This is a genomic window from Micromonospora sp. NPDC048909 (assembly GCF_040649635.1).
Classification (GTDB): Bacteria; Actinomycetota; Actinomycetes; order Mycobacteriales; family Micromonosporaceae; genus Micromonospora.
Window position 1 is genome coordinate 43,775 of sequence record NZ_JBEZFU010000002.1, and the last position, 17,845, is coordinate 61,619.

Genomic DNA, 17,845 nt, shown 5'->3' on the forward strand with positions numbered 1-17,845 from the left:
CGACCGCGTCCGGAGCGGCGTGGGAGCATAGAGGGGGCCGGCGTCACGCCGGCCCGCTCACGTCAGCCGACCAGAACGGACAGCTGTGCCACCGACGCTCGATTCCGGCGCGAACGCTCCTGGTGCCACCGACCCGGCGCGGATCAGGAACTTCTGCATCATCGCCCACATCGACCACGGGAAGTCGACCCTGGCCGACCGGATGCTGCAGCTCACCGGCGTGGTCGACCCCCGGCAGATGCGTGCCCAGTATCTCGACCGGATGGACATCGAGCGCGAGCGCGGCATCACCATCAAGAGCCAGGCCGTCCGGATGCCGTGGACCGTGCGGGAGGGCGACCGGGCCGGCGAGCAGGCCGTGCTCAACATGATCGACACCCCCGGTCACGTCGACTTCACCTACGAGGTCTCCCGCTCGCTGGCCGCCTGTGAGGGCGCGATCCTGCTGGTCGACGCCGCCCAGGGCATCGAGGCGCAGACGCTGGCCAACCTCTACCTCGCGCTCGAGAACGACCTGCACGTCATCCCGGTGCTCAACAAGATCGACCTGCCGGCCGCCCAGCCCGAGAAGTACGCCGAGGAGCTGGCCCACCTGATCGGCGGCGACCCGGCCGACTGCATCAAGGTCTCCGGCAAGACCGGCGAGGGGGTGCCCTACCTGCTCGACGAGATCGTCCGGCAGTTCAAGCCGCCGGTCGGTGACCCCGAGGCCCCCGCCCGGGCGATGATCTTCGACTCGGTCTACGACGTCTACCGAGGCGTGGTCAGCTACGTCCGGGTGATCGACGGGCGGATCGGCGCCCGCGACCGGATCAAGATGATGTCCACCGCCGCGGTGCACGAACTGCTGGAGATCGGCGTCATCTCGCCCGAGATGGTGAAGGCCGACGCGCTCGGGGTCGGCGAGGTGGGCTACCTGATCACCGGGGTGAAGGACGTCCGGCAGTCCCGGGTCGGCGACACGGTCACCATCAACAGCCGGCCGGCCACGCAGGCGCTGGGCGGCTACAAGGACCCGAAGCCGATGGTCTACTCCGGCCTCTACCCGATCGACGGGTCCGACTACCCCAACCTGCGTGAGGCGCTGGACAAGCTCAAGCTCAACGACGCCGCGCTGGACTACGAGCCGGAGACGTCGGGCGCGCTCGGCTTCGGGTTCCGCTGCGGCTTCCTCGGCCTGCTCCACCTGGAGATCATCCGGGAGCGGCTGGAGCGGGAGTACAACCTCGACCTGATCTCCACCGCGCCGAACGTGGTCTACCGGGCCATCACCGAGGACGGCCAGGAGATCGTGGTCACCAACCCGAGTGAGTACCCCACGGGCAAGATCGCCGAGGTGTACGAGCCGACCGTGCGGGCGACCGTGCTCACCCCGAACGACTACGTGGGCGCGGTGATGGAGCTCTGCCAGGGGCGGCGCGGCAACCTGCTCGGCATGGACTACCTCTCCGCCGACCGGGTGGAGTTGCGCTACACGCTGCCGCTGGCCGAGATCATCTACGACTTCTTCGACCAGCTCAAGAGCCGTACCAAGGGCTACGCCTCGTTGGACTACGAGCCCTCCGGCGAGCAGGCGTCCGATCTGGTCAAGGTGGACATCCTGTTGCACGGCGAGCCGGTGGACGCCTTCAGCGCCATCGTGCACAAGGACAAGGCGTACAACTACGGCGTCACCATTGCCGCGAAGCTGCGCAACCTCATTCCCCGGCAGCAGTTCGAGGTGCCGATCCAGGCGGCGATCGGCAGCCGGGTGATCGCCCGGGAGACGATCCGGGCGATCCGCAAGGACGTGCTCGCCAAGTGCTACGGCGGTGACATCAGCCGTAAGCGCAAGCTGCTGGAGAAGCAGAAGGAGGGCAAGAAGCGGATGAAAATGGTCGGCCGGGTGGAGGTTCCGCAAGAGGCCTTCATCGCCGCGCTCTCCTCCGACAGCGGTGACGGCAAGGCGGCCGGCAAGAAGTAGCCGCGCACCCCTCCGGCGTCGACGACGTACGACGGCCGGCGCCCCGCCCGGGGCCGGGACCGCAAGGTCCCGTCCACCCGGGCCCGGGGCGCCGGCCGTTCGCGTCTCCGGATGCGGTGGTGGCGGAAATTTTCGCTGCCCGGGCTCGGGCCCTCGGCCCGGCGGCACCGCCTCCGACCTGCGTGGACGGTGCTCGGGCGGGTGCCGGCGCGGCGGATCGCATCGACTCCCGCCGAATGGTGTCGGCGGTGAACCGGTTTGGCGTTTCGGCGGCCCGGGAACTTATCGGCCACGACAGGGAGCACACACCGTGTGACACATTCTTGAAGGAGGGCGACCGTGGAGCTGACCGTGTGGGGCATCATCACCGCGCTCATCGTTGGTTTGATCATCGGGGCGCTGGGCCGTCTGGTCGTCCCGGGCCGGCAGGACATGCCGATCTGGTTGCACATGCTGATCGGCGTGGGTGCCGCGCTGCTCGGTACGGTGCTGGCGCGGGCGGTGGGCATCGCCACCGAGACCTCCGGGATCGACTGGGGCGAGCTGCTGGTTCAGGTCGTGCTGGCCGCCATCGCGGTGGCCCTGGTGGCCGGCGTCGGCCGACGCCGCCGCGTCACGCGGTAACGGCCACGGCATGACCCGGTGACGCCGGCGAACCGGCCGGCGACCGGTGGCAAGGGCACTCTTCGACGGGCGTCCGACCTCTCTGAGGTCGGGCGCCCGTCCGCATGCGCCTCGCGGCGCGGCCCGCGCCGGACGCGGCCCGCCGCCCGCCTCACCGTCGCCGCGCCGCCGGCCTTCGGCCACATCGGGGGCCGACCACCGGAGCCGAGCGACGGCGACCGGAGTCGAGCGCCGGCAGCGCGGGAGAACGTGCCGGTACCGGGGGCGTCCGGCGGCCACTGTCCCGGAAAGTCGGTTTGGTTTCTCGACCGACCGGGAACTTTGTGGTCACGACAGTAAGCACACAAAACGTGTGAGACGTTCCTTTGAGGAGGGCGATCGTGGAGCTGACCGTTTGGGGCATCGTCACTGCGCTCGTCGTTGGTCTGATCGTCGGAGCGCTGGGCCGGCTGGTCGTTCCGGGCCGGCAGAACATGCCGATGTGGCTGCACATGCTGATCGGTGTGGGCGCCGCGCTGCTCGGTACGGTGCTGGCCCGCGCGCTGGGCATCGCGACCGAGACCGCCGGGGTCGACTGGGCCGAGCTGCTGGTGCAGGTCGTGGTGGCCGCCATCGCGGTGGCCCTGGTCGCCGGCGTGGGCCGACGGCGCAGCGTCAACTACCGGTAATTCGTAGATCAACCAACGAAGGGGCGCCCGGCCGACGGCCGGGCGCCCCTTCGTCGTGGTACGCCCGGATTCGCCCGGTGCCACCCCTGCCCCTTCCGCCCGGCCTGCGGTACGGTCGCGTCGCTTCCGCCGGCCGCCCCACTGTCGTAAAGGATTTTTTCCTACTAAGGTGCGGCGGAGAAGGTTAGTGCCAGGCGGCGCGAGGGGAGATGTGGCGTGAACAGGTGGAAGCGGCTGGCCCCGGTCACCGCCGTGGTGGCCTCGGCCGCGATGGCGCTGGCCGGTTGTGGCGGCTCGAGCGACGACGGCGCGGCCGACACGAGCAAGCTGACGGTCTGGATGATGGGCGAGGGCAGCGACGCCCAGACCAGCTTCCTCGACACCGTCGAGACTGAGTTCCGGCAGAAGCACCCGGACACCGACGTCGTGGTGCAGTACATCCCGTGGCTGGAGGCGCCGAAGAAGTTCCAGGCCGCCCTCGCCGGCGGTGAGGGGCCGGACGTCACCGAGCTGGGCAACACCGAGACCCAGGGCTGGGCGGCGCAGGAGGCGCTGGCCGACCTGAGCGGCCGGATGGGCGGCTGGGCCGACGGCAAGGACATCCTGCCCGACCTGGTGCGCAACGCGCAGCTCGACGGCAAGCAGTACGGCGTGCCCTGGTACGCGGGCGTGCGGGCGATCTACTACCGCACCGACTGGTTCGCCGAGGCCGGCGTCAAGCCGCCGACCACCTGGGACGAGCTGGTGACCGTGGCCAAGACCGTGCAGGCCAAGAAGCCGAACACCTACGGCATCGCCCTGCCCGGCAACTCCGAGCTGCCCTTCTACTCCTTCCTCTGGGGCGCCGGCGGCGAGATCGCCACCGACCAGGGCGGCAGCTGGAAGTCCGGCTACACCACGCCGGAGGCGCAGAAGGCGGTCAAGTTCTGGACCGATCTGGTGACCGTGCACAAGGTCGCCCCGCCGGCCGCCGCCGGGTGGAACGAGATCGACGCGCGGACCCAGTTCGCCACCGGCAAGGCGGCGATGGCGTTCGCCGGCAGCTGGCAGCAGGGCGCGATCAAGAAGGACAACCCCGACATCGAGAAGGTGTGGGGCACCTTCCCGATCCCGGGCCCGGACGGCAAGGCCGCACCCGGTTTCGCCGGCGGCTCGGACATCGCCCTCTGGAAGGACAGCGAGCGGCAGGATCTCGCCTGGGACTACCTGACCGTGCTGCTGAACAAGAAGAACGCGCAGACCTTCGCCGACAGCCTCGGCTTCTTCCCGGTCTACCAGGACCTGGTCGGCGGCGAGAAGTACACCAATGACAAGATCATGTCGGCGTTCGCGACCACGATGCAGAACACCAAGGTCACGCCGCTCACCCCGAAGTGGGTGGAGGTCAGCCGTACCAAGACGGTGACCCAGGCGATGAACAGCTCGGTCATGAAGGGTCAGAAGACGGTCGAGAAGGCCACCGCCGACGCGGCCGCGGAGATGGAAAGCATCCTCAACGCCAAGTGACCACGCTGACCGAGGCACCGGAGACGTCGCCCGCGCGGGAGACCCCCGCGCGGCGGCGTCGACGGGTCGACAACCTGCTGCCGTACGCGCTGCTCCTGCCCTGTCTGGCCATCATTGGCGTGCTGCTGCTCTGGCCGCTCGGCCAGGTGGTGGTGATGTCGTTCCACCGGCTCAACAACGTCCGCCAGCTGCGGGGCGACCGGGAGTGGCCGTGGGTCGGGCTGGGCAACTACACCCAGATCCTCAGCGATCCGTTCTTCCGGACGGTGCTGCGCAACACCGTGCTCTTCGCGGTGGCCAACGTGGCGCTCACGATGATCCTGGGCACCCTGGTCGGGCTGCTGCTCAACCGGCTCGGCCGCAAGATGGCCACCTTCGTGGCCAGCTGCGTGATGCTGGCCTGGGCGACGCCGGCGCTGACCGGCACCATCGTCTGGAAGTGGATCTTCGACGACACCAGCGGCCTGGTCACCTGGCTGTTCAACGCGCTGCCGGACGGACTGTCGCAGGGCCTCTTCGGCCGCAGTGACTGGACCGGCTACGGCTGGTTCAACTCGCCGCTGCTCTTTTTCTCGATCCTGACGCTGGTGGTGGTCTGGCACTCGTTCCCGTTCATCGCGGTCAGCGTGCTGGCCGGGCTGAAGAGCGTGCCGAGCGAGCTGCACGAGGCCGCCCGGGTGGACGGCGCCGGGCCGTGGCGGGTGTTCTGGCGGATCACCTTCCCGCTGCTGCGCCCGGTCTTCGGGATCCTGATCGTGCTCTCCACCATCTGGGACTTCAAGGTCTTCACCCAGCAGTTCGTGCTGGCCGGCGGCACCCAGGACCGGCCGACGTTCATGCTCTCCATCTACTCGTACGCCGAGGCGTTCTCGCCGCCGCCGAAGTACGGCCTCGGCGCGGCCATCGCGGTGATCCTCACCCTGATCCTGCTCGTGGTGACCGGCCTCTACGTACGGATGGTGCTCAGGCAGGAGGACGAGTCGTGAAGAAGGTCGCGCTCAACGGCGCCGGGCTGCTGGTGGCGCTCTTCGCGGCCTTCCCGGTCTACTGGATGATCGCCACGTCGCTGAAGCCCAGCCGGGAGATCTTCTCGACCACTCCGCAACCGGTGCCCACCCACCCCACGCTGGAGCACTACCGGGAGATCCTGACCGGCAACCTCATCCCCGGAGTGACCTTCGCCGACTTCTTCCTCAACAGCGCGCTGGTCGCGGTCGCGACCGTGCTGCTCAGCGGCCTGGTCGCGCTGCTGGCCGCCACCGCGGTGGCCCGGTTCCGGTTCCGGCTGCGCACCAGCATCCTGATCATGCTGCTGGTGGTGCAGATGATCCCGCTGGAGGCCCTGGTCATCCCGCTGTTCCTGATGATCCAGCGGCTCGGGTTCTACAACAACCTGCTCAGCCTGGTCCTGACCTACCTGGGGTTCTCGCTGCCGTTCGCGGTGTGGATGCTGCGCGGCTTCGTCGCCGCCGTGCCGAAGGAGCTGGAGGAGGCGGCGGCGATCGACGGGGCCAGCCGGATCCAGATCTTCCGGCGGATCCTCTTCCCGCTGGTCGCCCCGGGCTTGGTCGCCACCAGCATCTTCTCGTTCATCACGGCCTGGAACGAGCTGATCTTCGCGCTCACCTTCATCAACGACCAGGATCGCTACACCCTGCCGGTGGCGATGACCTTCTTCTTCGGTCGGGACGACACCGCCTGGGGGCCGGTGATGGCGGCGTCCACCCTCTTCACCCTGCCGGTGATCGTGTTCTTCCTGCTGGTGCAGCGGCGGATGGTCTCCGGCCTGGTGGCCGGCGCGGTCAAGGGCTGACCGGGCGGCCGCCCGGCCGAACGAGTCAGCGGTGATCGACTCCAGGTCGCCGAACTGGCGGATTCCGGTGGCCGGGGGATACCGCACTGTCGCCGCCTGGTGTGGATCTAGCCCTGCCCACGCGGGCGCGCGGCGCGGCTAGGCTGACCGCCATGACGGGCAGGGTGGCAGCGGTGAACCTCGGTGTGGTCACCGAGGCGGAGTGGGCCGGCGACGCGAGCGGCCGCAGCGGAATCGACAAGCGGCCGGTCGACGGGCCGGTGCTGGTCCGCGCCGACGGGGTGGTCGGCGACTTCATCGGCGAGCGGGCCCACCACGGCGGCCCGGACCAGGCGCTCTACGCCTACGCGGAGGAGGACGCCGGCTGGTGGGCGACCGAGCTGGGCCGCGACCTCGGGCCCGGCAACTTCGGCGAGAACCTCACCACGTACGCGGTCGACCTGACCGGTGCGGTGATCGGCGAGCAGTGGCAGATCGGATCCGCGCTGCTCCAGGTGACCAAGCCCCGGACGCCGTGCACCACCTTCGCCGGCTTCTGGGGAGTTCCCGACCTGATCAAGCGGTTCACCGCCCGGGCCCTGCCCGGGGCGTACCTGCGGGTGCTGCGCGAGGGGGAGATCGGCCCGGGCGACCCGGTCGAGGTGGTGGACCGGCCCACCCACGGCGTGAGCATCGGCGAGGTCTTCCGGGCCACCAGCCTGGAGCCCGAACTGCTGCCTCGACTGCTCGACGTCCCCGAGTTGCCGGAGTCGATCCAGGACAAGGTCCGCCGCCGCCTCGCCGGCCGGTAACCCGGCTCGCTGACGGCGCCGCGCCACCATCGGCGCGGGCAGCCAACCGGGCGCCGTGCCCGACCGGGCCGCCGTGCCCGACCGGGCCGCGAAGCCCGACCGGGCCGCGAAGCGTGCCGGGCCGGGCCGGGCCGGTGAATCAAGCCGGGCCGCGGAGCAGGCCGGGCCGGCGCGGGAACGCGGGCACGGCAAAGGGGCTCCCTGCCGCGCCCGGGGGCGGCGGCGGGGAGCCCCTCCTCATCGGCTCAGCGGAGCCAGGGGACGCTGCGGTCCAGCAGGCCGCGCTCCTTGAGCTCCTTGCGCAGCGGGATCTCGTCGTCGACGTAGCCGTCCCAGTTGATGCCCCAGTAGTTGGCGGTGTGGGTGCCCTCACCGATCAGCTGGCGCTGCACCGGCGTGCGGTTGCGGTACCACTCGCCGTCCAGGTCCGGGTGCAGCTCGTCCAGCGGGCGGATCCACCGGTAGGTGTAGCCCACGAAGAGCATCTTGCGGGTGATGTTCGACAGGTTCGTCGAGCGGGAGTGCCACTGCCGGCGGTCGAAGATGAAGGCGTCGCCCGGGTTCGCGGTGATCTCCACCGTGCCCTCCGGGTCCGGGTTGTGCACGCTCAGGTCCTTGGGCCGGTCCAGCGAGTTCCACAGGTGGCTGCCCGGGATGACCTTGGTGGCGCCGCGCCCGGTCTCGGAGAGGTCGGAGAGCACGTACGCGACCTTGAGCGAGAACATCGGGCGGGGCAGGTTCGGGTCCATCGTCTCCGGGTCGGAGTTCTGCCGGTACCCGTCCTGGTGCCAACCCCAGTACGGCTTCTCCGGCTCGAGGGCCGGCGGGGTGACGTCCAGGTGGTTGTGGTGCGTGTAGATGTTCCAGCCGGCCAGGCCCCACATGTATGGGAAGGCGATCGGGTGGGTCAGCAGCTCGCCGAAGAGCTCGTCGCGCTCCAGGAAGCCCAGCAGGTGCAGGGTGCCGTCCTTCTTGGTGTTGCCCTTGGCCTGCTCCTCCGCGTAGACGCGGTCGACTGCCGCCTCCAGCGCCGCCCGGTGGTCCTCCGTCAGGACGTTGCGCAGCAGGAGGAAGCCCTGCTCGTGGAACTCCTTGCGGTCAGTGTCGCTGATCGGTTCGTAGCCGGTCCGGCCGCCGTAATCGAACACCCGTCGTACCCCTCCCCATGAGGTGGATCCATTTCTGGCACAGGCCGCCGATCGTAACGCGCAAAGCGCCGAGTCGGGGAGGGCGGAGGACGCGCTCTGGCCGGAGCCGGACACCCGGCAGCGGGATGACTCCGGTCCGTGTGGAGAGCGGCCGGCATTGCGTGGTTTGGGAGGTTTTGACGGATTGTGCGGTAACTGCCGGTAAGGAAATCCGGGCTGGGTCAGCTTGCGGCGAAGACCTCGGCCACCACCTGCGGGGTGGCCTGTGGATCGCCGCCGGCCGCGCTCCAGGTGCCGTCGCGGGCGGTCCACTCCAGGTCGCCGAAGCGGACCCGCTTCACGCCGTGGTCCTGGGCGTGCGAGACCAGCCAGTGGGCGTAGCGCCAGCCGTTGCGCTGGTCGGTCGCGGCGAGGGTGAACCCGGTGACCTCGACCGGGACCGCGCTGCTCGCCAACCCCCAGTCCAGCGCCAGGTTGCGGGTCAGCGCTGCCGCCGCCGCCTCGCCGCGCATCACCGGGGTACGGCCCACCGTGCAGGCCACCGCGCCGGTCGCGTCGCCGAGCAGCGCCCGGCTGAGCACCGCCGACTCGTCGGCCCACTTCTGGTACGCCTCGGGGAAGGCCGAGCGCTGCACCCGCTGGGCGGCGTCGGTGACCCGCATCCGCTCCCAGCCGCGCACCTTCTTCAGTGCGGCGTAGAACCGGTCGGCCGCGTAGCGGGGGTCGCGGATCTTCTCCGGGGTGCCCCAGCCCTGGCTGGGTCGCTGCTGGAACAGCCCGACCGAGTCCCGGTCGCCACTGGCGAGGTTGCGCAGCCCGGACTCCTGGTAGGCGGTGGCCAGCGCCACCACAACGGCCCGCTCCGGCATGCCCCGCTTGGCGCCGATCGCCGCGATGGTCGCCGCGTTGGCCATCTGGTCGGCGTCGAGTTCCACCCGGCCGTCGGCCTGCACGGTGCAGGTCCGGCTGGCCAGCGGCAGGCGCAGCTCACTGCCGAGCCGTCGGACGACGAGCAGGACTCCCACCACGGCGAGGAGGACGAGAACGACGCCACCCGCCACGACCGCCCGAGTTCGCACCCACACCCCCTGTTCGACAGTCCGACAAGCGTACGTCCCGCAGCGGCCGATCCGGGTCGTCCGACCGGTTTGGACCGGGCCGGGCCGGCCCGCACCGACCGGGCGTTCCCCCTCCGGCCGCGCTCTCACCTGCCCGTATCGGCCTGCCGTCCGTCCCGGTTCGACGATAATCGGGGTCTTGGACCCGGCCGGCGGCGTCTGGTGCGAGATGCCCGAAACCGTGACAGAGCACCGTACGTCTCGCCCGGCTCGACCTGTCGCGAGCGTCACCGTGACGACCAGAGGCGAATGTGGTTGACCGGTCAAGCACTTGCATACGATTGACATGTCAATTACAGGGGGGACCGTCGCTCAACCGGCGACGTCCCGCAGGTGCCCGAACGGCCCGCCACAAGCCGTCCGGACAGGGCAAACACCAAGGAGCAGTTCCATGGGAACGCTGGACGGCAAGGTAGTGCTGATCACCGGCACCGGAGGAGGGCTGGGACGTGTCGCGTCGCTGGCCTTCGCGCGGGAAGGCGCACGGGTCGTCGGGGCCGACATCCAGGTCGAGGGCAACAACGAGACGGTCGAACTCGTCCGACGGGCCGGCGGCGAGATGACGGGGATCGCGCCGGTCGACCTCACCGATCCGGAGCAGGTGCGCCAGCTGGTCGAGGACGCCGTCGCGGCCTATGGCGGGCTCGACGTGGTCTACAACAACGCCGCCTCGCTCCGCTTCGGCCCGATGCCAGATTTCTCCGTCGAGGACTGGCGGGCCACCATCACCGGCGAACTCGACATCCCCTTCTTCGTGTCGAAGTTCGCCTGGACGCACCTGGTCCGGCGCGGCGGCGGCGTCATCATCAGCGCCGCCTCCATGGCCGGCATGATCGGTGGCCACGTCCCGCCGATGGTCGGGCACGCCGCCGCGAACGCGGGCATCATCGGCATGACCCGGCAACTCGCGCTCGAAGGCGCGCCCCACGGGATCCGTGCGGTGGCGATCAGTCCCGGGCCCATCCTGAGCCCGGCCAGCGAGCGCGACCTCGGTGACGACCAGGTGGCCCGGGACGCGATCATCAACAAGACGCTCGTCAAGCGCTTCGCCCGCCCTGAGGAGGTCGCCGAGCTGGTGGTCTTCCTCGCGTCCGACCGGGCGTCGTACATCACCGGCGCGAACTACCCGGTCGACGGCGGCGCGACCGCCTGGTGACGGACGAACGGACGCCGGGACGCCGTCGCGCGGTGGCGGCGTCCCGGCGTCAATCCGTCCCAGCCGACCGCCCCGGCCGACCCGAGGCACATGCCCCGGCGCTAGCCCGCATGCTCGGCGCGACCACCGTCAAGAGCGGCCACCCATCGAGTCAATCGTTTCTCCCGGAACGCCGTGACGCCCTCCCTCCCCTCCTCGGAGAGGAAGTAGCCGGTCGACAGCGCGGCCAGCTCGGCGATCTCGGCCCGCAGGTCGGTGACGGCCGGGCGGCGCAGCAGCTGCTTGGCGCCGGCCAGCGCGCCGGGCGCCCCCCGCACCAGCGACGCGCAGTACCGCTCCACCGCCGCGTCCAGCCCGTCGGCGGGCACCGCCGCGGTGACCAGCCCGATCTCGGCGGCCCGCCGGCCGTCGAAGGTGTCCCCGGTCAGGTAGAGCTCGGCCGCCGCCCGCGGGTGCAGCCGGGGCAGCACGGTCGCCGAGATCACCGCCGGGATCACGCCGATCCGTACCTCGGTGAAGGCGAAGGTCGCCTCCTCGGCGCAGACCGCCAGGTCCGCCGCCGCGATCAGACCCAGCCCGCCGGCCCGGGCCGGCCCGGCGACCCGGGCGAGCACCGGCTTCGGGCACTCCCACACCGCGGCGAGCACGTCGCCGAGCATCCCGGCCGGCACCGTCCCGCTGGCGTACGCGGCGGCGGTCTCCTTCAGGTCCGCGCCGGAGCAGAAGACCGGGCCGGTGTGGTCGAGCACCACCATCCGGACGGCGTCGTCGGCCACCGCGGCGGCCAGCCCGGCGAGCAGCTGGGTCATCAGCGGGGTGGAGAGCGCGTTGCGGTTGTGCGGGCTGTCCAGGGTGAGGGTGGTCACCCCGCGAGCCGTGGCGACCCGCACCAGCGCGTCGGGAGAGGTCATGCGGGCACACTAGTGCTCATGCCCGGCGTGCTTCCAGAAGGCGAGACCGTCCCCGTCGACGGATCGCTACCCACCGCCGCGACCGCCGACGTCGGCGCGCGGGGTTTCGGCGTGTACGTGCACGTGCCCTTCTGCGCCAGCCGCTGCGGCTACTGCGACTTCAACACCTACACCGCCGGCGAGCTGGGCGGTGGGGCGAGCCGGGAGGAGTACGCCGACTCCGTGCTCGCCGAGCTGCGGCTCGCCGCGCGGGTGCTCGGCGACGCCCCGCCGAAGCGGGTGGACACCGTCTTCGTCGGCGGCGGCACCCCGACCCTGCTCCCCGCCGACGACCTGGCCCGGATCCTCGACGCGATCGACCGCACCTGGGGGCTGGCCGCCGACGTCGAGGTGACCACCGAGGCCAACCCGGAGTCGGTCACGCCCGAGTCGCTCAAGACGCTGCGGGCGGCGGGCTACACCCGGATCTCGCTGGGCATGCAGTCCGCCGCGCCGGGGGTGCTGGCGATCCTGGACCGCAAGCACAGCGCGGGTCGGGCCACCGCCGCCGCCCTGGAGGCGCGCGACGCCGGGTTCGACCATGTCAACCTGGACCTGATCTACGGCACGCCGGGGGAGAGCGCCGAGGACTTCGCCCGCTCGCTGGAGCAGGTGGTCGCCGCCGGCGTCGACCACGTCAGCGCGTATGCCCTGATCGTGGAGGACGGCACCCGGCTGGCCGCCCGGATGCGCCGTGGCGAGCTGCCGTACCCCAGCGACGACGTGGCGGCCGACCGTTACCTGGCGGCGGAGGCGGCGCTCGGCGCGGCCGGCTTCTCCTGGTACGAGGTCTCCAACTGGGCCCGGACGCCGGCCGCCCGGTGCCGGCACAACCTGCTCTACTGGGCCGGCGCCGACTGGTGGGGGCTCGGGCCGGGGGCGCACAGCCACGTCGGCGGAGTGCGCTGGTGGAACGTGAAGCACCCCACGGCGTACGCCCAGCGGCTCGCCGCCGGGACGTCCCCCGGCCTGGCCCGGGAGGTGCTCACCTCCGACGAGGCGCACATGGAGGACGTCATGCTGCGGCTACGGCTCGCCTCCGGGCTGCCGCTGGAGGTGCTGGACACCGCCGGCCGGGCCGCCGCCGCGCGGGCGCTGGCCGACGGCCTGCTGGACGCCGGACCGTACGCGGCCGGTCGGGCCGTGCTCACCCTGCGGGGCCGGCTGCTGGCCGACGCCGTCGTCCGCGACCTGCTGCCATGAGCGGTGCCCGACCGGCCGGGGGAGCGGCCGGCCGGGATCACTTGATGAAGCTCGCCGACATCGGGTAGCGGTAGAACTGGCCCTCGTTGGCCTTGATCCCGGCGAGGATGCCGAAGACCGTGCCGAGGATGACCGCCGCGGCGACGCCGATGAAGCCGATGAGGATGCAGGAGAGCACCCAGCCGATCAGGCCGACGATCGACCAGATCAGCTGGAAGTTGAGCGCCGCCACGGCGTGCGCCCGGACCGTCGGGGACTGGTTGCCCCGGGCCAGCATCGCCACCAGCGGGGCGATCCAGCCGAGCACGCCACCGCTGAGGAACATCCCGGCCGCCCCGCCGAAGTGCGCGACGAGCGTCCAGGTCTTGTCCTCGTTGTTGGCGAACCCGCCGCCGGGAGCACCGTAGGCCCCGCCGGTCGGATAGCCGACGCCCGGCGGCGGGTAGCCGCCCGGGGGCCCACCTGGGGGTGGGTAGCCGCCTGATGGTGGCAGGTCACCGCCGGGTGGCGGATAGCCACCGGGCGGGGGATAGCCGCCCGGGCCCGGGGCCCCGGACAGTGGTGCGGTGGGCGGCTCGTCCGCTGCGGACGGGCCCGGAGCTGCGTACGGCGGGTTCGGCTCCGGCGGGTTGCCGCCGGGTTCCCCGGCGCCGGGAGGGCGAGGTGGTTCAGTCATGAACGTCACGGTAGGGGCAGCCGGCAACGCCGCACCAGAGCGTCGCCGTCCGGATCGGCGGGACGTGGGCAGGGCCGCACCCGCGGTCCGTCGTTGATCATCGCGCTGGCGGGCCTGCCGACGTAGACTGGCACTCGCTACAGTCGAGTGCCAGGAGAGCCGCCGGCGGTGCCCAGTGCCGCCGGCCGAGGGGCGTAGGAGGTGGGGGGAATGGGTCTCGACGACCGCAAGCTCGCCGTGCTCCGCGCCATCGTCGAGGACTACGTCGCCACGCAGGAGCCGGTCGGCAGCCGCGCGCTGGTCGAGCGACACCAGCTCGGGGTCTCGCCCGCGACGGTCCGCAACGACATGGCCGTGCTCGAGGAAGAGGGCTACATCCGGCAGCCGCACACCAGCGCCGGCCGGGTGCCCACCGACCGCGGCTACCGGCTCTTCGTCGACCGGCTGTCCCGGGTCAAGCCGCTCAGCCCGGCCGAGCGCCGGGCGATCGAGCGCTTCCTGGTCGGCGCGGTCGACCTCGACGACGTGGTGCACCGCACGGTCCGGCTGCTGGCCCAGCTGACCCGGCAGGTCGCCGTCGTGCAGTACCCGAGCCTGGCCCGGTCGTCGGTCCGGCACCTGGAACTGGTGCCGATCTCCACCACCCGGCTGATGCTGGTCATGATCGCCGACACCGGGCGGGTCGAGCAGCGGCTGGTGGAGATGCCCGCGCCGATCCCCGCCGACGACGTCACCGATCTGCGCCGGTTGGTCAACGAGAAGCTGGCCGGCACCCGGCTCTCCGACACACCGCCGCTGGTGCAGGCGCTGGTCGACGAGGTGCCGACCGAGCTGCGCCCGGCGATGACCACCCTCTCCACCGTGCTGCTGGAGACGCTGGTCGAGCGGCACGAGGAGCGGCTCGCGCTGGCCGGCACCGCCAACCTGACCCGGGGTGGCCTGCTCGACTTCCAGGGCTCGCTGCGGCCGATCCTCGAGGCGCTGGAGGAGGAGGTCGTGCTGCTCAAGCTCATCGGTGAGACGGAGCCGAGCACGACCCGGGTGCTGATCGGCGACGAGAACGAGTTCGACAACCTCCGCGCCGCCTCGGTGGTCAGCACCGGCTACGGCCCGGGCGCCACCATCGTGGGCGGTCTGGGGGTGCTGGGGCCCACCCGGATGGACTACCCCGGGACCATCGCCACGGTGCGCGCCGTGGCACGCTACGTGGGCGAGCTGCTGGCCCAGAACTGACCAGTCAGGGCGCCGACGGCCGGCTCCGGCCGCCGACCGGCGCAACGCAACGCGAGACGAACATGAGGACACGGAACGCAGTGGCCAGGGACTACTACGGCATTCTCGGTGTGAGCCGGGAAGCCTCCGACGACGAGATCAAGCGCGCCTACCGCAAGCTGGCGCGCCAGTTCCACCCGGACGTCAATCCGGATCCGGAGGCTCAGGAGAAGTTCAAGGACATCAACGCCGCGTACGAGGTCCTCTCGGACGACCGGAAACGGCAGATCGTCGACCTGGGCGGTGACCCGCTCGCCCCGGGCGGCGGGGGCGCCGGCGGCCCGGGTGGCCCCGGCGGGGCCGGCCCGTTCGTCGGGTTCCAGGACATCATGGACGCGTTCTTCGGCGGGGCCGCGGGCGGCGCCCGCGGGCCGCGGCCGCGCACCCGGCCGGGCGCCGACGCGATCCTGCGGCTGGAGCTCGACCTGCACGAGACCGCGTTCGGCGTCGAGGCGCCGATCACCGTCGACACGGCCGTGCTCTGCACCACCTGCTCCGGCGCCGGCACCGCCGCCGGCACCCACCTGGCCACCTGTGAGGCCTGCGGTGGTCGCGGCGAGGTGCAGTCCGTGCAGCGCACCTTCCTCGGCCAGGTGGTCTCCGCCCGGCCGTGCACCGTCTGCCAGGGCTACGGCACCACGATCCCGCACCCCTGCCCGACCTGCGCCGGCGACGGGCGGGTGCGCACCCGCCGCTCGCTGACCGTCAAGATCCCGGCCGGGGTCGAGGACGGCATGCGGATCCGGCTGGCCCAGCAGGGCGAGGTCGGCCCGGGCGGCGGCACCGCCGGCGATCTCTACGTCGAGATCCACGAGCGGCCGCACGACGTCTACTCGCGCAAGGGCGACGACCTGCACTGCCGGGTCACCGTGCCGATGACGGCGGCGGCGCTCGGCACCCGGCTGACCATCAAGACGCTGGACAGCGAGGAGACCGTCGACGTCAAGTCCGGCACCCAGCCGGGCAGCACGCTGCGGCTGCGCGCCCGCGGGGTGCCACACCTGCGCGGCACCGGCCGGGGTGATCTCTACGTGCACCTCGACGTGCGTACCCCCACCAAGCTCGACGCCGACCAGGAGAAGATGCTGCGCGACTTCGCCAAGACCCGGGGCGAGGAGGTCGCCGAGCTGACCAAGCAGGGCGGCTTCTTCTCCCGGATGCGGGACGCGTTCAACGGCCACGCCTGAGTCGTAGCCGGGTCAGCCGCCCCGGCCGCTCCGGGGCGGCTAGCCTGTTGATCGTGTCCGCGCCGCTCTTCCTGGTCGATCCGCTGCCCGCCGCCGACTCGCTGACCCTCGGCGGGCCCGAGGGGCACCACGCGGCCACCGTGCAACGGCTGCGGGTGGGCGAGGAGCTGCTGCTCGCCGACGGCCGGGGTGGCACGGCAACCGCCGTGGTCACCGCCGTCGGCCGGGGCAGCCTGGAACTCGACGTCACCTCCCGGGGGTACGCCGACGCGGCCGTTCCACGGCTGGTGGTGGTGCAGGGCATCGCCAAGGGCGACCGGGGCGAGCTGGCCGTGCAGGCGATGACCGAGGTCGGGGTGGACGAGATCGTGCCCTGGGCGGCGTCCCGCTCGGTGGCCCAGTGGCGCGGCGACCGGGGGATACGGGCCCGGGAGAAGTGGGTCGCGACCTCCCGCGAGGCCGCCAAGCAGGCCCGCCGGCCCTGGCTTCCGGTGGTGGCCGGCGCGCCGGACGAATCGACCGCCCAGGTGGCCCGCCGGATCGCCGGTGCCGCCGCCGCGTTCGTGCTGCACGAGGAGGCCGACGGGCGCCTCACCACCGCCGAGCTGCCGGACGTCGGCGAGATCGTGCTGGTGGTCGGCCCCGAGGGCGGCGTCGCCCCGGCCGAGCTGGACGCCTTCGCCGAGGCCGGCGCCCGCCCGGTCCGCCTCGGCGAGTCCGTGCTGCGCACCTCCACCGCCGGCGTGGCCGCCCTCAGCGTGCTCGCCACCCGCCTGCTCCGCTGGTAACCCGCCCGCTCGCCGCCTCGTCTTCATTGCCCCGGCACTGCCCCGGCACCGCCCCGGCACTGCCCCGGCACCGCCCCGGCACTGCCCCGGCACCGCCCCGCCCGTCCTTTGCTCTGCTTCAGCCGACGCAACAGAAACGGGCCCTGACTGTCGCCTCCGTTGAAGCAGAGCAAAGGATGCGCAGGGTGTCCCTTGCTCGCCTGCCCGGCGCGAAGCGGGTCAGCGCAGGTAGGAGGCGCCGTTCAGGTCGACGATGGTCCCGGAGGCCCACTCCGCCTCGGGGGAGGCCAGCCAGTGCACCGCGGCGGCGATCTCCTCGGGGCGGGCCACCCGGTTGAACGGGCTCTGCGCCCGTACGGCCGCGCCCCGTTCGGCCTTCAGGTGCTCGTTGGTCATGTCCGTCGCCACGAAGCCGGGCGCCACCGTGGCCACCGCGATGCCGTACGGGGCCAGCGCCACCGCCAACGACTGGCCGAGCGCGTTCAACCCGGCCTTGCTCGCCCCGTACGCCGGGTTGCCCGGCTCGCCGCGGAACGCGCCACGGGAGGAGACGTTGACGATCCGGCCGCCGCGCTCGCGCATGTGCTGGGCGGCGCACCAGGTCGCGTTGGCCGCGCCGAAGAGGTTGGTGTCGAGCACCTCCCGCCAGCGCTGCCGCCACTGCTCGTAGGAGCTCTCGAAGACCGGGTGCGGCGGGTCGGCCGGCCCGAACATGCCGGCATTGTTGACCAGCACGTCCAGCCCGCCCAGCAGCTCGGCGGCCCGGTCGACCATCGTGCGGACCGCCTCCGGGTCGGCGAGATCGGCCTGGAGGACCACGTGCCCGTCGCCGGGCAGTTGCCCGCGCAACTCCTCGGCGAGGTCCGCCGAGTCCCGGTGGTGGATCGCCACCCGGTCACCGCCGGCCGCGAACGCCTGGACCACCGCCCGCCCGATGCCGCGCGAGCCCCCCGTCACCAGTACCGCCCGTGAAGTCACGCGG

At 71.8% G+C, this 17,845-nt stretch carries 17 protein-coding genes; 12 read left to right on the forward strand and 5 right to left on the reverse strand.

Going from position 1 to position 17,845, the window contains the following annotated elements; translation table 11 throughout:
* The first annotated feature begins 85 nt into the window (after positions 1-85).
* The 7 genes from lepA (at position 86) to AB0C04_RS06425 (ending at position 7,365) form a co-directional block, all read left to right on the forward strand.
* Entirely contained in the window at positions 86-1,963 is a 1,878-nt protein-coding gene (gene lepA, locus AB0C04_RS06395; RefSeq protein WP_357049283.1) for a translation elongation factor 4, read from the forward strand.
* A gap of 339 nt (positions 1,964-2,302) precedes the next feature.
* A complete protein-coding gene (locus AB0C04_RS06400) occupies positions 2,303-2,587 on the forward strand; it encodes a GlsB/YeaQ/YmgE family stress response membrane protein (RefSeq protein ID WP_357049286.1) in 285 nt (94 codons plus the stop codon).
* Positions 2,588-2,967: 380 nt separating this feature from the next.
* Positions 2,968-3,255 carry a GlsB/YeaQ/YmgE family stress response membrane protein gene (locus tag AB0C04_RS06405; RefSeq protein ID WP_357049289.1) on the forward strand — a complete coding sequence of 96 codons (288 nt, stop codon included), beginning with the start codon at positions 2,968-2,970 and terminating at the stop codon, positions 3,253-3,255.
* Positions 3,256-3,471: 216 nt separating this feature from the next.
* Entirely contained in the window at positions 3,472-4,761 is a 1,290-nt protein-coding gene (locus AB0C04_RS06410; RefSeq protein ID WP_350873990.1) for a sugar ABC transporter substrate-binding protein, read from the forward strand.
* The gene (locus tag AB0C04_RS06415; protein WP_357049292.1) at positions 4,758-5,747 is read left to right on the forward strand and encodes a sugar ABC transporter permease; all 990 of its coding nucleotides are present in this window, start codon (positions 4,758-4,760) and stop codon (positions 5,745-5,747) included. The genes AB0C04_RS06410 and AB0C04_RS06415 overlap by 4 nt, the downstream gene beginning before the upstream one ends.
* Complete coding sequence (locus AB0C04_RS06420; protein WP_357049295.1) at positions 5,744-6,574, forward strand: carbohydrate ABC transporter permease; 831 nt, start codon at positions 5,744-5,746, stop codon at positions 6,572-6,574. The genes AB0C04_RS06415 and AB0C04_RS06420 overlap by 4 nt, the downstream gene beginning before the upstream one ends.
* 152 nt (positions 6,575-6,726) lie before the next feature.
* On the forward strand, positions 6,727-7,365 hold the full coding sequence (locus AB0C04_RS06425) for an MOSC domain-containing protein (protein WP_357049298.1): 639 nt from the start codon (positions 6,727-6,729) through the stop codon (positions 7,363-7,365).
* Positions 7,366-7,610: 245 nt separating this feature from the next.
* Here the strand turns inward: AB0C04_RS06425 and AB0C04_RS06430 are convergent, their stop codons facing one another.
* Together AB0C04_RS06430 and AB0C04_RS06435 are read right to left on the reverse strand one after the other, a co-directional pair.
* The gene (locus AB0C04_RS06430; protein ID WP_357049301.1) at positions 7,611-8,513 is read right to left on the reverse strand and encodes a phytanoyl-CoA dioxygenase family protein; all 903 of its coding nucleotides are present in this window, start codon (positions 8,511-8,513) and stop codon (positions 7,611-7,613) included.
* Positions 8,514-8,734: 221 nt separating this feature from the next.
* Complete coding sequence (locus tag AB0C04_RS06435) at positions 8,735-9,598, reverse strand: hypothetical protein (RefSeq protein WP_357049304.1); 864 nt, start codon at positions 9,596-9,598, stop codon at positions 8,735-8,737.
* A gap of 424 nt (positions 9,599-10,022) precedes the next feature.
* Here AB0C04_RS06435 and AB0C04_RS06440 point away from each other — a divergent pair, with 424 nt between their 5' ends.
* Positions 10,023-10,787: an SDR family NAD(P)-dependent oxidoreductase gene (locus AB0C04_RS06440; RefSeq protein ID WP_357049307.1), complete on the forward strand. Its 765-nt coding sequence runs from the start codon at positions 10,023-10,025 to the stop codon at positions 10,785-10,787.
* Between the two features lie 101 nt (positions 10,788-10,888).
* Here the strand turns inward: AB0C04_RS06440 and AB0C04_RS06445 are convergent, their stop codons facing one another.
* Positions 10,889-11,698, reverse strand: coding sequence for an enoyl-CoA hydratase-related protein (locus tag AB0C04_RS06445; RefSeq protein ID WP_357049310.1), 810 nt, complete (start codon positions 11,696-11,698; stop codon positions 10,889-10,891).
* Between the two features lie 18 nt (positions 11,699-11,716).
* Here AB0C04_RS06445 and hemW point away from each other — a divergent pair, with 18 nt between their 5' ends.
* Positions 11,717-12,940 (forward strand): radical SAM family heme chaperone HemW, encoded by a 1,224-nt coding sequence (gene hemW / locus AB0C04_RS06450; protein ID WP_357049313.1) that lies wholly within the window; start codon positions 11,717-11,719, stop codon positions 12,938-12,940.
* A gap of 37 nt (positions 12,941-12,977) precedes the next feature.
* On the opposite strand, the gene AB0C04_RS06455 is transcribed toward hemW, so the two are convergent.
* Complete coding sequence (locus AB0C04_RS06455) at positions 12,978-13,616, reverse strand: DUF4870 domain-containing protein (protein WP_357049316.1); 639 nt, start codon at positions 13,614-13,616, stop codon at positions 12,978-12,980.
* Positions 13,617-13,826: 210 nt separating this feature from the next.
* Between AB0C04_RS06455 and hrcA the strand changes: the two genes are divergently transcribed.
* From hrcA to AB0C04_RS06470, 3 genes are all read left to right on the forward strand, one after another.
* The gene (gene hrcA, locus AB0C04_RS06460) at positions 13,827-14,849 is read left to right on the forward strand and encodes a heat-inducible transcriptional repressor HrcA (RefSeq protein WP_350874003.1); all 1,023 of its coding nucleotides are present in this window, start codon (positions 13,827-13,829) and stop codon (positions 14,847-14,849) included.
* A gap of 80 nt (positions 14,850-14,929) precedes the next feature.
* Complete coding sequence (gene dnaJ, locus AB0C04_RS06465) at positions 14,930-16,075, forward strand: molecular chaperone DnaJ (protein ID WP_350874004.1); 1,146 nt, start codon at positions 14,930-14,932, stop codon at positions 16,073-16,075.
* Positions 16,076-16,128: 53 nt separating this feature from the next.
* Positions 16,129-16,863 (forward strand): 16S rRNA (uracil(1498)-N(3))-methyltransferase, encoded by a 735-nt coding sequence (locus tag AB0C04_RS06470; protein ID WP_357049319.1) that lies wholly within the window; start codon positions 16,129-16,131, stop codon positions 16,861-16,863.
* Between the two features lie 219 nt (positions 16,864-17,082).
* Here the strand turns inward: AB0C04_RS06470 and AB0C04_RS06475 are convergent, their stop codons facing one another.
* On the reverse strand, positions 17,083-17,841 hold the full coding sequence (locus tag AB0C04_RS06475) for an SDR family oxidoreductase (protein WP_357049322.1): 759 nt from the start codon (positions 17,839-17,841) through the stop codon (positions 17,083-17,085).
* Positions 17,842-17,845: the final 4 nt, after the last annotated feature.

Bases quoted from the DNA above. Each gene is read 5' to 3' on its own strand.
- AB0C04_RS06425 (WP_357049298.1), top strand. From the start codon at position 6,727: ATGACGGGCAGGGTGGCAGCGGTGAACCTCGGTGTGGTCACCGAGGCG.
- hrcA (WP_350874003.1), top strand. From the start codon at position 13,827: ATGGGTCTCGACGACCGCAAGCTCGCCGTGCTCCGCGCCATCGTCGAG.
- AB0C04_RS06445 (WP_357049310.1), bottom strand. From the start codon at position 11,698: ATGACCTCTCCCGACGCGCTGGTGCGGGTCGCCACGGCTCGCGGGGTG.
- hemW (WP_357049313.1), top strand. From the start codon at position 11,717: ATGCCCGGCGTGCTTCCAGAAGGCGAGACCGTCCCCGTCGACGGATCG.
- AB0C04_RS06440 (WP_357049307.1), top strand. From the start codon at position 10,023: ATGGGAACGCTGGACGGCAAGGTAGTGCTGATCACCGGCACCGGAGGA.
- AB0C04_RS06455 (WP_357049316.1), bottom strand. From the start codon at position 13,616: ATGACTGAACCACCTCGCCCTCCCGGCGCCGGGGAACCCGGCGGCAAC.